The 12,858-nt window shown below is 71.3% G+C and carries 14 protein-coding genes; 8 read left to right on the forward strand and 6 right to left on the reverse strand.

Features of this window, described 5'->3' with window-relative positions; genetic code table 11:
* Positions 1-155 precede the first annotated feature (155 nt).
* The 6 genes from PGH47_RS03535 to PGH47_RS03560 all read left to right on the forward strand — a co-directional run bounded on the left by PGH47_RS03535 (position 156) and on the right by PGH47_RS03560 (position 5,287).
* Positions 156-1,481, forward strand: a complete 1,326-nt coding sequence (locus PGH47_RS03535; RefSeq protein WP_271662165.1) for an ABC transporter substrate-binding protein — start codon at positions 156-158, stop codon at positions 1,479-1,481.
* Entirely contained in the window at positions 1,478-2,401 is a 924-nt protein-coding gene (locus PGH47_RS03540) for a carbohydrate ABC transporter permease (RefSeq protein WP_271662166.1), read from the forward strand. Before PGH47_RS03535 ends, PGH47_RS03540 begins: the two co-directional genes overlap by 4 nt.
* Positions 2,398-3,306 carry a carbohydrate ABC transporter permease gene (locus PGH47_RS03545; protein ID WP_271662167.1) on the forward strand — a complete coding sequence of 303 codons (909 nt, stop codon included), beginning with the start codon at positions 2,398-2,400 and terminating at the stop codon, positions 3,304-3,306. The genes PGH47_RS03540 and PGH47_RS03545 overlap by 4 nt, the downstream gene beginning before the upstream one ends.
* Positions 3,303-4,334, forward strand: a complete 1,032-nt coding sequence (locus PGH47_RS03550) for a LacI family DNA-binding transcriptional regulator (protein WP_271662168.1) — start codon at positions 3,303-3,305, stop codon at positions 4,332-4,334. The genes PGH47_RS03545 and PGH47_RS03550 overlap by 4 nt, the downstream gene beginning before the upstream one ends.
* A 126-nt stretch (positions 4,335-4,460) precedes the next feature.
* Positions 4,461-4,811, forward strand: a complete 351-nt coding sequence (locus tag PGH47_RS03555) for a VOC family protein (RefSeq protein ID WP_126899686.1) — start codon at positions 4,461-4,463, stop codon at positions 4,809-4,811.
* Positions 4,812-4,897: 86 nt separating this feature from the next.
* On the forward strand, positions 4,898-5,287 hold the full coding sequence (locus PGH47_RS03560) for a MarR family winged helix-turn-helix transcriptional regulator (protein WP_271662169.1): 390 nt from the start codon (positions 4,898-4,900) through the stop codon (positions 5,285-5,287).
* 95 nt (positions 5,288-5,382) lie between these two features.
* On the opposite strand, the gene pqqB is transcribed toward PGH47_RS03560, so the two are convergent.
* From pqqB to PGH47_RS03575, 3 genes are all read right to left on the reverse strand, one after another.
* The gene (gene pqqB / locus PGH47_RS03565) at positions 5,383-6,234 is read right to left on the reverse strand and encodes a pyrroloquinoline quinone biosynthesis protein PqqB (RefSeq protein WP_271662170.1); all 852 of its coding nucleotides are present in this window, start codon (positions 6,232-6,234) and stop codon (positions 5,383-5,385) included.
* A gap of 251 nt (positions 6,235-6,485) precedes the next feature.
* Complete coding sequence (locus PGH47_RS03570; RefSeq protein ID WP_030948108.1) at positions 6,486-6,887, reverse strand: SseB family protein; 402 nt, start codon at positions 6,885-6,887, stop codon at positions 6,486-6,488.
* Positions 6,888-7,035: 148 nt separating this feature from the next.
* The gene (locus tag PGH47_RS03575; protein ID WP_271662171.1) at positions 7,036-7,335 is read right to left on the reverse strand and encodes a hypothetical protein; all 300 of its coding nucleotides are present in this window, start codon (positions 7,333-7,335) and stop codon (positions 7,036-7,038) included.
* 232 nt (positions 7,336-7,567) lie between these two features.
* On the opposite strand from PGH47_RS03575, the gene PGH47_RS03580 reads away from it, so the two are divergent.
* Together PGH47_RS03580 and PGH47_RS03585 are read left to right on the forward strand one after the other, a co-directional pair.
* The gene (locus PGH47_RS03580; RefSeq protein ID WP_271662172.1) at positions 7,568-8,896 is read left to right on the forward strand and encodes a phosphoribosyltransferase family protein; all 1,329 of its coding nucleotides are present in this window, start codon (positions 7,568-7,570) and stop codon (positions 8,894-8,896) included.
* Positions 8,897-9,028: 132 nt separating this feature from the next.
* Positions 9,029-9,943, forward strand: a complete 915-nt coding sequence (locus PGH47_RS03585) for a peptidoglycan-binding domain-containing protein (protein ID WP_271662173.1) — start codon at positions 9,029-9,031, stop codon at positions 9,941-9,943.
* A 9-nt stretch (positions 9,944-9,952) separates the two neighbouring features.
* Here the strand turns inward: PGH47_RS03585 and PGH47_RS03590 are convergent, their stop codons facing one another.
* Genes PGH47_RS03590 through PGH47_RS03600 form a run of 3 tightly spaced genes read right to left on the reverse strand, consistent with a single transcriptional unit; the run spans position 9,953 to position 12,856 of the window.
* Complete coding sequence (locus tag PGH47_RS03590) at positions 9,953-10,687, reverse strand: peptidase E (RefSeq protein WP_271662174.1); 735 nt, start codon at positions 10,685-10,687, stop codon at positions 9,953-9,955.
* Between the two features lie 7 nt (positions 10,688-10,694).
* Positions 10,695-12,197 (reverse strand): purine-cytosine permease family protein, encoded by a 1,503-nt coding sequence (locus PGH47_RS03595; protein WP_271662175.1) that lies wholly within the window; start codon positions 12,195-12,197, stop codon positions 10,695-10,697.
* Positions 12,194-12,856: a TetR/AcrR family transcriptional regulator gene (locus PGH47_RS03600; protein WP_271662176.1), complete on the reverse strand. Its 663-nt coding sequence runs from the start codon at positions 12,854-12,856 to the stop codon at positions 12,194-12,196. Before PGH47_RS03600 ends, PGH47_RS03595 begins: the two co-directional genes overlap by 4 nt.
* Positions 12,857-12,858 lie beyond the last annotated feature (2 nt).

Consider the following 12,858-nt stretch of genomic DNA (forward strand, 5'->3'; position numbering starts at 1 on the left):
GGAACGTGCACACACTCGATCGGCGATGCGAGCCCAACATAACCGCACAGCAACAACCATTGACAAGTGTCCGGGATGTTTCTCTACTGTGAACGCTCACAGAAGCATGGCAGGTCTTCGCAGCGGGCGGAGACCCCAGGTCAGGGGAGAGATCCATGCCCATCACGAAGCGCCGACGGCTCGTCCTGAGAAGTGCTGCCACCTGCGTCGCCGCCACCCTCGGCGCCACCGCCCTCACCGCTTGCGGCTCCGAGGACAGCGAGGCCGAGTCCGGCCCTGTCTCGCTGACGTACTGGACCTGGACGCCCGGCATGGACAAGGTCGTCGACCTGTGGAACAAGGGCCCGGGAAAGAAGGACCGGATCACGGTCACGGTGAAGAAGCAGGCGTCCGGCGACACGCTGATCACCAAGATCCTCACCGCGCACAAGGCCGGCAAGGCCCCCGACCTGGTCCAGGCCGAGTACCAGGCGCTGCCGACGCTGGTCAGCAATGACGCCGTCGCGGACATAGCGGGCGACGTCGGCGACGCCAAGGGCAGGTTCGCCGACGGTGTCTGGCAGCAGACGACCCTGGGCACGGACGCGGTGTACGCGGTCCCGCAGGACATCGGGCCGATGATGTTCTACTACCGCGAGGACCTCTTCAAGAAGTACGGCCTGACGGTCCCGACCACCTGGGAGGAGTTCGCCGAGACGGCCCGTGCGCTCAAGAAGAAGGCACCGGACACGGACCTGACCACCTTCTCCGCCAACGACTCCGGACTCTTCGCGGGCCTCGCCCAGCAGGCCGGCGCCAAGTGGTGGACGACCTCCGGCGACAAGTGGAACGTCGGCATCGACGACGCCGCCACCCAGAAGGTCGCGGGGTTCTGGGGCGACCTCGTCAAGGAGGGCGCCGTCGACAACCAGCCGATGTACACCCCGGCCTGGAACAAGGCCCTCAACACCGGCAAGCAGATCGCGTGGGTCTCAGCCGTGTGGGCGCCGGGCACGCTGACCACGGCCGCGCCCGACACCAAGGGCAAGTGGGCCATGGCCCCGCTCCCCCAGTGGTCCGGGTCCGACAACGTGACCGGCAGCTGGGGCGGTTCCTCCACCGCGGTCACCACCGACTCCGGGCACAAGTCGGCCGCCGCGAAGTTCGCCGCCTGGCTCAACACCGACGGCGACGCTCTCCAGGCACTGGCCAAGGAGAGCGGCATCTACCCGGCCGCCACGAACGCCCAGACCAGCGGCGCCTTCGCGACCCCGCCGGACTACTTCTCGAACCAGTCGGACTTCTACACCAAGGCCGCCGAGATCGCGAAGACCACCGCCCCGTCCGCGTGGGGCCCGAACGTGAACGTCGCCTACACGACCTTCAAGGACGCCTTCGGCAAGGCCGCCAAGGACAAGTCGGACTTCGGCGCCGCCCTGACGACCATGCAGGACGACACGGTCGCCGACCTCGAGAAGCAGGGCTTCGAGGTCTCCGAGTGACCAGCACGAGCCGGAAGGCGTACGGGGTGAAGGGGGCCCCGTATGCCTTCCTCTTTCCCGCCGCGATCCTGTTCCTCCTCTTCTTCGCCCTGCCCATCGGCTACGCGGTCTGGCTCAGCTTCCGCAAGGTGAAGGTCTCCGGACTGGGCCTCGGGTCGGGCGCCCGCAAGGAGGTCTGGGCCGGGCTGGAGAACTACACCGACGCCCTCACCGACAGCGAACTGGTCGCCGGCGCGCTGCGTGTGCTCGGCTACGGCTGCATCGTGGTGCCGGTGATGCTGGGCCTCGCCCTGCTGTTCGCGCTGATGCTGGACTCCGAGAAGGTGCGGCTCGCGCCCGTCACCCGGCTCGCGATCTTCCTGCCGTACGCCATCCCCGGCGTAGTGGCGGCGCTGCTGTGGGGCTTTCTGTACCTGCCGGACGTGAGCCCCTTCTACTTCGTGCTGGAGAAGCTGGGCCTGCCGCAGCCCGACCTGCTCGACGGCGGGCCGCTGTATCTCGCCCTGTCGAACATCGCGGTGTGGGGCGGCACCGGCTTCAACATGATCGTCATCTACACCTCGCTCCAGGCGATCCCGACCGAGGTGCACGAGGCGGCGCGGCTGGACGGTGCGACGCCGCTCCAGATCGCGCTGCGGATCAAGATCCCGATGGTGGCGCCCTCGCTGGTGCTGACCTTCTTCTTCTCGATCATCGCCACGCTCCAGGTGTTCAACGAGCCGACCACCCTGAAGCCGCTCACCAACTCCGTGTCCACGACCTGGAGTCCGCTGATGAAGGTGTACCAGGACGCCTTCGGCAAGGGCGACATCTACGCGGCGGCCGCGCAGGCCACGATCATCGCCCTGGCCACGCTGCTGCTGTCGTTCGGCTTCCTGCGGGCCGCGAACCGTCGTAACAAGCAGGAGGCATCCCGATGAGCTCCCTCGCCGTCGGCAAGGCCGACACGGCCGCGGACGCCGCGCCCGGCACCGACCGGAGCCGGCCGCCACTGCGCCGCCGGATCGCGCTGATCCCCACGGTCACGCTGCTGCTCGGCGCGCTGTACTGCCTGCTGCCCGTCGCCTGGGTGGTGATCGCGGCGACCAAGTCCGGCAGCGAACTGTTCTCCACGTTCACCTTCCTGCCGGGCACGGGCTTCGCGGACAACTTCGCGGACCTGAGCGCCTATCGGGACGGGGTGTACTGGCAGTGGATGGGCAACTCCGCCCTGTACGCCGGTCTCGGTGCCCTGCTGTCGACGGTCGTCTCGGCGTTCAGCGGGTACGCGCTGGCGATCTACCGCTTCCGGGGCCGCGAGGCGATGTTCAACGTGCTGCTGGCGGGCGTGCTGATGCCGCCGGTCATCCTCGCCGTCCCGCAGTACCTGCTGCTCGCCAAGGCCGACCTGACGGACTCCTACCTGTCGGTGCTGCTGCCGCAGATCCTGTCGCCGTACGGCGTCTACCTCTCACGGATCTACGCGGCGGCCGCCGTGCCGGCCGACGTGGTCGAGGCGGGCCGGATGGACGGGGCGAGCGAGTGGCGGATCTTCACGCGGGTCGCGCTGCCGATGATGGTGCCCGGCATGGTGACGGTGTTCCTGTTCCAGTTCGTGGCGATCTGGAACAACTTCCTGCTGCCGTACATCATGCTCAGCGACGACGAGCGGTTCCCGATCACGCTGGGTCTGTACACGCTGCTCGAACAGGGCGCCAACACCCCGGCGCTGTACACGCTGGTGATCACCGGGGCGTTCCTCGCGGTGCTGCCGCTGGTAGCGCTGTTCCTGGTCATCCAGCGGTTCTGGAGTCTGGATCTGCTCTCCGGGGCCGTAAAGTCATGACCATGAGCAACACGGGGGGCCGACGCAGACCGCCGACGATCCATGACGTGGCGCGCGAGGCCGGAGTGTCACGCGGCACCGTCTCGCGGGTGCTCAACGGCGGCCACTACGTCAGCCCCGCCGCCCAGGAGGCGGTCAACGCGGCGATCCACAGGACGGGTTACGTCGTCAACAGGCACGCCCGCTCGCTGATCACGGGTCGCTCGGACTCGGTCGGCTTCCTGCTGACCGAGCCGCAGGAGCGGTTCTTCGAGGACCCCAACTTCAACGTCCTGCTGAGCGGCTGCACCCAGGCGCTCGCCGCGCACGACATCCCGCTGCTGCTGATGCTGGCGGGCACCAAGGACGAACGCCGGCGCATCACGCGGTACATCACCGCCGGTCATGTCGACGGGGTGCTGCTGGTCTCCAGCCACTCCGGGGACCGGGTCGCCGAGGAGCTGCGCGAGGCGGGCGTCCCCCTCGTGCAGTGCGGCAAGCCGATGGGGCTCGGGTCCAAGGTGAGCTATGTGGCGGCCGACGACCGGGACGGCGCCCGTGACATGGTGCGGCATCTGCTGTCGCTGGGCCGCCGCCGGATCGGCGTGGTCAGCGGTCCGCTGGACACCCCGGGCGGTGTCGACCGTCTCGCCGGCTACCAGGAGGTGCTGACGGAGGCGGGCGTCGAGATCGACGAGCGGCTCATCACCTCCGGCGACTACAGCCGGGCCAGTGGCGAGGCGGGCGCCGATCAGCTGCTTGCGCGGGCCCCCGACCTCGATGCCCTGTTCGTGGCGTCCGACCTGATGGCACAGGGCGCTCTGGCGGCGCTGCGCCGGGCGGGCCGACGGGTGCCCGAGGACGTGTCGGTGGGCGGCTTCGACGACTCCGCGGCGGCGACGGAGGCCACCCCCGCCCTGACCACGATCCGCCAGCCCTACGACCGGATCAGCGCCGAGATGGTGCGGCTGCTGCTCGCGCAGATCGGCGGCGAGGACCCGGCGGCGGTGATACTGCCGACGGAGCTGGTGACGCGGCAGTCGACGTGATCGGCCGTAGCGGCGCGAACGGCGGACGGGGAACGGTCAGGATTCGAGAAGTCATGACCCGGTCCCCCGGCCTAGCGTGAGAGCACCGGCGAGACGCGCCGGCCCCGCTTCACCGAGGAGGACGTCATGACCGCCGGAATCAACACGATCATCTATCCCGTCAAGGACCTCGCCCGGGCAAAGGCCCTGTTCGGCGCCCTGCTGGGCACGGAGCCCTACGCGGACGAGCCGTACTACGTCGGCTACAAGGACGCCGGGCAGGACGTCGGTCTGGACCCCAACGGGCACGCCAAGGGCATGACCGGCCCGGTCCCCTACTGGCACGTGGCCGACATCAGGGCGTCGTACGCGGCCCTGCTGGAGGCCGGCGCCGAGTCGCTCCAGGACGTCCACGACGTCGGGGGCGGCAGGCTGATCGCGTCCGTGAAGGACGGGGACGGCAACCTCGTCGGGCTGCTCCAGGACCCGACCGGCTGACCCTGCGCCCCACCCGTCGGAGCCCCGCTTGCACACGCACTAGTTGCACGCTCAACAAATGGCCGGATCGGTGTTACGGTGCGGGTATGGCAGTGAAGACGGCCGAAGCGGGGCTCGAGGAGCGGTGGCGGGACATCCTGTCCGTGCACGCGCGCACGATGTGCGAGATCGACCGCGTGCTGCACCCGCACGGACTGGGCGCGAGCGACTTCGAGGTGCTCGACATCCTCGCGGCGGCGACGCCCGTGCAGGGCGAGCAGTGCCGGGTGCAGAACCTCGTCGGGCGGGTCCACCTCAGCCAGAGCGCCCTGTCCCGGCTCATCGGCCGGCTGGAGAAGGACGGGCTGCTGGAGCGTTCCGTCTGCGCGGAGGACCGGCGCGGTGTGTACGTCACCCTCACCCGAAAGGGCCGTGACCTGCACGCCGCGGTTCTGCCGTTGCAGCGGGGTGCGCTGGCGCGCACGCTGAGCCGCTGAATGTGGTGCCGCGACCGGTCGTCTTTCCGGTGCGGCGCCGTCGTGGCCTGTCGCGCAGTTCCCCGCGCCCCTGACGGCGATGCCGTGAGCGGTGTCTAGAGCGCGAACTCGGTCCCGTCCGGTAGGACTTCCACCCCCGTCTCCGAGATCTGGGCGCGGGCCGTCGACGCCGGGTCGAGCAGGGGGTTGGAGTCGGCCAGGTGGGTGTAGATCCGGCGGATCCCAGGGTGGCGGGCCAGGGCGGTGAGGCTGCCGGTCGGTCCTGAGACGGGCAGGTGGCGCCCGGTGTCGCCCGTCTCGTCGGCCGCGAAGTGCGTGCCGTCCAGGACGACGCCGTCCGCGTCCGCGACCAGGTCCTCCAGCAGCGCGGACCAGGCGCTCACGCGGGGTGCGTAGACGAGGACTCGCCCGGTGACCAGGTCCTCGATGCGGTACACCGTCACCCAGCGGCGGTCCGAGGAGCGGCCCGGCACGTACGCCGGTGGTTTCCCCGGGACCGGATGTGCCGTGACGACGAGCCCGCCGGCCAGCACGAATCCGCCCTCGGTGAGGCTGTCCGCCCACTCCCACGGGGCGTGACGGTCCAGGCCCGCCCGTGCCGGGGCGAGGGCGGCCAGTACGGGTGGGGCCGCGTAGGTCTTCAGCCGCGCGGCGTCGCGCAGTACGGCGAGACCCGCCACATGATCGGGCTCCCCATCGGTCAGCAGCACGCCACGCACGGGGGTGTGCCGGGGGCCGGGCCACAGGGCGGGCGCGGCGGTGAGCTGGGCGCGGATGTCCGGCGAGGCGTTCAGCAGCCACCAGTCGCGGGAGTTCCCGGTGACGGCGGCGCACTCCGGGCCGCGGGCGGGCAGTTTGCCGTCGCGGGCGGCGTCGCACCGCACGCAGGCGCAGTTCCAGCGCGGGAACCCGCCTGAGGCGGCGGTGCCGAGCAGGACGACCCTCAAGACGACCCCCACTCTTTCGCGTCGGCCCTCCCGGGGGATCTTCCCTCTCCGTACGGCCGAACCACCCTGCGGCGGGGAGCAGTTCCGGCCGACCTTTCCCATTGTCCGCGAGGCGGCCCGTGACCGCGGCGGCTCCCGGAGCCACGGCTGCCCGGGGGAAATCCGGCCATGAGGAACGGGGTGGGGAGCGCGCGAAGGGGATGGACGGCACCCTGTCGCCGCTCATCCCCTTCGCGGATGGCTCTGTCGCTCTACGGTCGCGCCAGCAGCGTCCGTACGCCCTCCGACGTCAGGGTCAGCGGGTGTGCGGAACCGGCGTCGATGGTCAGGGCCAGATCATCGGCCGGCCACTGCGAGGCCAGTGCGCCCAGCGGTACCAGGCGGTAGCGCGAGATGTAGGGCAGCAGCTCGGCCATCGCGGGCTCGGAGGTGAAGACGGGGACGACCGGCTCGCCGCCCGGCCGCTCGATCACCGGAAGTGCCACGGCCTCGGGGTCGATGGCGTCCTGCTCGCCCACGTCGTCGGGCACCGGGACGAGGACGTCGCTGCTCGCGAGCGTGTCCAGCGCCGCCTTGTCCTCGGTGTTGTCGGCCAGCGCGTCCAGCGCCCGCCGGGCCGGTGTGGCGTTGTAGTCGTTCGCGGGTGTGTCCATGGCAGATCCCCTGTCAGCGACGGCAGTGCGTTCCGCCCGGGGCATGGTCGCGGGATGCTCGGCCCCGGCGCGGCCCTGCTCGCGTACCCGATCCGGACTGGAGCATTCCTATAGTTGTCCAAAGGTCAGGGCATTCGATCTCCGCAGGTCAGGGGATCAACGGAATGTGGCCGGACGGCAGCCCGAGGCGATCACAGCCGACCCGGCGGACGAGCGGCGGCCGGGCGATGCCGATGGGCGCGACCGTGGACGCGGCCCGGAAGTCGCCGTCGGCTCCGAAGATCTCGTCCTGCGCCCGCTCCTCGAAGAGCGTCGCGACCTGGAGGACGTGGGCGGCGGTGAGCGAGAGGGCCCAGCCGGTGGAGGGGCAGCCGCGGGCGATCTCGGTGACCACCCGGTAGAAGACGGGCAGGGCGAACTCGCAGCACGGGCCGCAGGTGCACGGCACGTTCGACGATGTCGCGTTCGGTCGGTCCGGGCTCGGGAGCGGCGATCACGATGCCTCCTGACGCGTGGGGCCGTCCGTCTCGTGCCGTGTTGCGTGACGCGGTACGAGTGATTGAACACGGCAACCGCCTCGGGGTACCGGCCCGAAACCGCCAAGTGCCGAAGCCTCCCGCGAACAGTCGTAGCCTGAAGGGAAGGGACAGCTCCCGTCCTCGCGGGCACGGGAGGCACGTATGCGTTACGACGACCGCAGTGCGGCCGGACGGCTGCTGGCCGAGAAGCTCGATGAGCTGCGCGGCCGGGACGTGGTGGTGCTGGGTCTGCCGCGCGGTGGGGTGCCGGTGGCGGCGGAGGTGGCCCGGCGGCTCGACGCCCCGCTGGATGTCCTGGTGGTGCGGAAGCTGGGTGTGCCCGGACAGCCGGAGTGGGGGTTCGGGGCCGTCGGCGAGCACGGGGTGCGTGTCCTCAACCGCGATGTGATCAGCGAGGCCGGGCTGGCCTCCGCCGAGCTGGAGGCGGTGGAGGCGGCCGAGCGGGCGGAGCTGGAGCGGCGGGTGCGTGGCTATCGGCAGGGGCGGGAGCCTTTGCCGGTGACCGGGCGTACCGCGCTGGTGGTCGACGACGGGCTGGCGACCGGGGCGACGGCCGAGGCCGCCTGCCGGGTCGTACGAGGTCAGGGGGCGGCCCGGGTCGTGCTCGCGGTGCCGGTGGGGCCGACGCACAGTGTGGCCCGGCTGCGGCAGGTGGCGGACGAGGTGATCTGCCCCCAGACGCACCGGATCCTCGGCTCGGTGGGTGCCTGGTACCGGCACTTCGGCCAGGTCCCGGACGCCGAGGTCAGAGCGCTGCTCGCACGGGCCGCCGAGCCCGGCTTCCCCTCCCCCGCCGTGGTCTCGTCGCCGTCGGACCGCGAGGTGCTGATCCCGGCCGCCGGCGCCCGGGTGGGTGCCCGGCTGGTCGTGCCGGACGGGGCCGCCACGGCGGTCGCCTTCGCGCACGGCAGCGGCAGCAGCCGGCACAGCCCACGCAATCAGTACGTCGCCACGGCCCTCAACCGCGCGGGGCTGGCCACGCTGCTGCTGGACCTCCTGACCGACGGCGAGGCGCACGACCGGCACAACGTCTTCGACATCCTGCTGCTCGCCCGGCGACTGCATGCCGCGTCGGTGTGGCTGCGGGAGGAAACCGGCCTGCCCGTCGCCTACTTCGGGGCCAGCACCGGCGCCGCCGCGGCGCTGGAGGCGGCCGCGCTGTCCGGCTCCGACGTCCGCTCGGTCGTCTCACGTGGCGGCCGCCCAGATCTGGCCACGCCGGCGGCGCTGGCCCGGTTGCGGGCACCCACGCTGCTCATCGTCGGCAGCCGGGACACGCAGGTGCTGAGCCTCAACCGCCTGGCCGCCGACCGGATGCACTGCGAGCACCGGATCGCCGTCGTGCCGGGCGCCACGCATCTCTTCGAGGAACCCGGCACCCTCACGACCGTCGCCGAACTGGCCCGCGACTGGTTCACCACGCACCTCGGCCGACCGACCACGGGCACGCCACCGCGCCGCTCCGCCTGACCCTCGACCGGGGCCGCTGCGACTGCTTTCGGTCAGCCCGGAAGTGCTGGTTCCGTCAACCTCCGGGGTCATGGAGATTGAGTGTTGAACTTATGCCTAAACTCTGGATCCTGCACGGAGAGGGTCCCTTACGTGAGTGAACCGAACGATCCCGTCTGCCCGGAGTGCGGCACGCCCCGGGCGTCCGACGGAACCCCCGACTGCTCCTGCGCCCGCCGCGCCTCCGACGCCCGTCGGGACGCGCGCGCGGCGGAGCGGGCGGCCGCGGAGGACTTCGATCCGGTGCGGATACGACCGTTCGTGGAACTCGACAACGATGCCACGACGGACGGAGAAGGGGCCGAACCTCCGCAAGGGCCCGGAGACTTGACGGCGGCGCCCGCCGCAATCCTCCCGCTCTCGGTGCAGGAACCCGCCTCCGAGGCAGGGCTCCCCGACACCGGCACCCGCACAACCCCCCGCCGCAGAAACCGCGCCCTCCTCCTCACCGGAGCGGGCGCCACCCTGGCCGTCCTGCTGACGGGCGCCTTCCTCGGCGGACTGTTCACCTACGAAAGCCCCTCCCGCGACGGGGCCGTGTCCGACGACGTCCGCGCACCCGTCCCGGACGCGACCACCGAGGACGGCACGTCCCCGGAGGGCCAGTCCACGGCAGCCGTACCCTCCACATCACCGTCCACCAGCTCGAGTTCCTCCCCCAGCACACCCTCAGGCACCAACTCCCCAACCCCGACCGCGACCTCCTCCACCCCCGCCACTCCCCCATCCGGCACGGGCCCCACCCCCAGCACAGCCCCCGACCCCACCGACGCGGAGGGACAACCCCCGGTCCTCCACCGCGGCGACCAGGGACCGGAGGTCGTCGAACTCCAGCTTCGCCTGCGCCAGATCGGCCTCTACTCCGAAGAAGCGGACGGCGACTTCGACCGCCAACTCGAAAGCGCGGTCCGCACCTACCAACTCACCCGCGTCATCCTCAACGACGAATCGGGCGCCTACGGCAGCCCGACCCGCACGTCGCTGGAGTCGGAGACGTCGGAGCCGTAGTGGTCAGGGTCACCGACCGCCGGCGCACGTGCCCCGGCGCAACTCCCGGCACGGCAGGGTTCGTTCGTCTGCCTCGCCGGCTCCGTCGCTCACCACCCGGTACACATGCGCACCCGGCGCCCGGGACACGGTCGCCGTCAGCCGGCCGTTCGTGAAGAGGGCGCCGGTGCCGTCGTCGAGGGCCCATCCGGCGGGCAGGACGCCGGTCGCCACGGCCGACCGGTAGGAATCTCGCCGCCCGGGTTCGCTGTCGTAGTGCGGGCACACCGAACCCGGCAGCAGACCCAGGCCGTCCGGCAGGTGGGTGAGCGGGCCGAAGGAGTCCGTGTGCGAGCTCTGCGCCCAGCAGTTGGCGCCCGCGCTGATGCCGCACATCAGGGTTCCGCCGTCGTAGGCCTCGCGCAGCAGCCGGTCCACGCCGTGCACCCGCCAGACCGCGAGCAGGTTGGCGGTGTTGCCGCCGCCCACATAGACGACGTCCTGGGCGAGCACGAAGGTGCGCAGGGCGGCGTCGTCGAGCTTTCTGTCGAACAGGTGCAGGACGGAGGGCTCGCAGTCGGAGCGGTCGCGGAACGCGGTGAGGAACTTCTCGGCGTATCCGGGGGCGTCCCCGCTGGCGGTGGGCAGGAAGCACACCTTGGGACGGTGTGTACGCGCCTGTGCCAGCACCCAGTCGTCCAGGAGTCCGTCCTCGTCGGTGGAGAAGCCCCCGCCGAGGAGCGCCACTCGGGGTGGGTGGCTCATGCCGTCCTCACAGGGGTGCGCCTTCGTCCGTAGCCGGGCTCGGGGTCTGTTTCTCCTGTTCGTGGACTCGGTCTCGGTGCAGGGTCAGTGTGCCGAGGAAGGTGACGGCGAGGGCTGTCAGGACGCCGAGGTTGGCGTAGGCCCAGGGGCCGGACCTGCCTCCGAGGCCGAGGGGGTGGAGGAGGTAGCCCTGCCAGTCAAGCCAGGCTGCTGTGGAGTTGGTGACCAGGCCCCAGCCGAGGGCGGTGGCGGTGAGGGTCAGGAGGAGGGGGGTGAGCGGTACGTCGCCGTAGCGGCCGGTGGGGCGGTAGAGGTCGGGTTCGTCGTAGTCGCGGTGGCGCAGGGCCAGGTCGGCGAGCATGATGCCGCACCAGGCGGCGACGGGGACGCCGAGCGTGGTGAGGAAGCCCATGAACGGGCCGAGGAAGTCGTCGGCGACGAACACGATGTAGATCGAGCCGACGATCATCAGGACACCGTCGAACAGCGCGGCCACGTAGCGCGGTACGCGCAGGCCCGCCGACAGCAGGGCCAGGCCGGACGAGTAGATGTCGAGGACCGCGCCGCCCACGAGGCCGAGGACGGCGACGAGCGCGAAGGGGACGAGGAACCAGGTCGGCAGGATCGTCGTCAATGCGCCGATGGGGTCGGCCGCGACGGCCTCCGCGAGGTCGGCCGAGGAGCCCGCCAGCAGCAGGCCGAAGACCAGGAGGAGCAGCGGTGCCAAGGACGCGCCGAACGTGGTCCAGCCGATCACGCCTCGGCTCGACGCGGTGCGCGGCAGGTATCGGGAGTAGTCGGCGGCCGCGTTGACCCAGCCGAGTCCGAACCCGGTCATCATGAAGACGAGCGCGCCGATGAACTCCTGGGCGGAGCCCGCCGGTACGGCGCTGACGGCGGACCAGTGGATGCGGTCGGCGACCAGGGCGATGTAGATGACGGTCAGCACGCCCGTCACCACGGTGATCACGGTCTGGAGCCGCATGATCAGGTCGAAGCCCATCACGCCGACCACGACGGTCAGCGCTCCGACCAGGACGAGCGCGACGACCTTCGTCCCGGTGCCGCCGCCCCAGCCGAGCCGGCCGAACACGGTCGCGGTGGCCATGGTCGCGAGGGCGCACAGGACCGTTTCCCAGCCGACGGTGAGGATCCAGGAGATCACCGACGGCAGCCGGTTGCCGCGCACGCCGTACGCGGCACGGCCGAGCACCATCGTGGGCGCGGAGCCGCGCTTCCCGGCCACGGCCACGAACCCGCACAGCAGGAAGGAGAAGACGATTCCGACGACTCCCGCGGCCAGCGCCTGCCAGAAGGAGATGCCGAAGCCGAGCGCGAAGGCACCGTAACTGAGGCCCAGGATCGAGACGTTGGCGCCGAACCAGGGCCAGAAGAGGGTGCGTGGCGTGCCCTTGCGTTCGGTGTCGGCGATCACGTCGAGGCCGTGGGTCTCCACGCGGAGCTTTCGGTCCGGGGCTCTGCCGTCGGGTTGATCCGGTGGTGTGATCACCCCGGCATCGTCGCACCGCGCACCCCGCCGGGGAAGGCGGACTCGGCCCGGCCGGACTCGACGGACGCGGCCCGGCCGGACTCGACGGATGCCGCCCAGCCGGGCTCGGCGGACGCGTCGAGCAGGCCCGTCAGCAGCGCGTCCGTGGCGGGCCCGAGCAGCCGCTCGCCGTCGGGAGTGACCTCAAGGCCGGCGACCAGGGCGAGGCAGACGTCCGCGGCGTCCTCGGGCCCGGCCGCGGAGGTCGTCCCGGCCGCGGTGAACAGGGCGACCAGCAGCTGCCGCAGCCCGGCCGTGAAGGTGCCGCAGAGGTCGCCGCACAACCGGGCCTTGTCGTCGAGGAGTTCGGCGGTGTGCGGGGAGTCCCCGGTGAGCCGCCGGACCAGGTCGAGCTTGACGGCGAGGACGCCGTGCACGCGCGCGGCGTACGAGGCGTCCTCGGCCGTGGCCGCCTCCCGGGCCCGCCGCAGCGCCTGGCTGTGCAGGCGCGCGGAGAGCTGCCGGAAGGCGTCGTCCTTGCCGCGGACGTACTGGTAGACGGCCGACCGGGACACGCCCATCGTCGTGGCGATGTCGTCCATGGTGGTGCGCCGCGCGCCGTACCGCGTGAGGCAGTCGTACGCCGCGTCGAGGACCTCGTCGAGCCGGTCGGCGGCCATGG

Source organism: Streptomyces sp. HUAS 31 (genome assembly GCF_028198125.1).
Classification (GTDB): domain Bacteria; phylum Actinomycetota; class Actinomycetes; order Streptomycetales; family Streptomycetaceae; genus Streptomyces; species Streptomyces chartreusis.

Bases quoted from the DNA above. Each gene is read 5' to 3' on its own strand.
- PGH47_RS03535 (WP_271662165.1), top strand. From the start codon at position 156: ATGCCCATCACGAAGCGCCGACGGCTCGTCCTGAGAAGTGCTGCCACC.
- PGH47_RS03545 (WP_271662167.1), top strand. From the start codon at position 2,398: ATGAGCTCCCTCGCCGTCGGCAAGGCCGACACGGCCGCGGACGCCGCG.
- PGH47_RS03550 (WP_271662168.1), top strand. From the start codon at position 3,303: ATGACCATGAGCAACACGGGGGGCCGACGCAGACCGCCGACGATCCAT.
- PGH47_RS03555 (WP_126899686.1), top strand. From the start codon at position 4,461: ATGACCGCCGGAATCAACACGATCATCTATCCCGTCAAGGACCTCGCC.
- PGH47_RS03560 (WP_271662169.1), top strand. From the start codon at position 4,898: ATGGCAGTGAAGACGGCCGAAGCGGGGCTCGAGGAGCGGTGGCGGGAC.
- PGH47_RS03570 (WP_030948108.1), bottom strand. From the start codon at position 6,887: ATGGACACACCCGCGAACGACTACAACGCCACACCGGCCCGGCGGGCG.
- PGH47_RS03580 (WP_271662172.1), top strand. From the start codon at position 7,568: ATGCGTTACGACGACCGCAGTGCGGCCGGACGGCTGCTGGCCGAGAAG.
- PGH47_RS03590 (WP_271662174.1), bottom strand. From the start codon at position 10,687: ATGAGCCACCCACCCCGAGTGGCGCTCCTCGGCGGGGGCTTCTCCACC.
- PGH47_RS03600 (WP_271662176.1), bottom strand. From the start codon at position 12,856: ATGGCCGCCGACCGGCTCGACGAGGTCCTCGACGCGGCGTACGACTGC.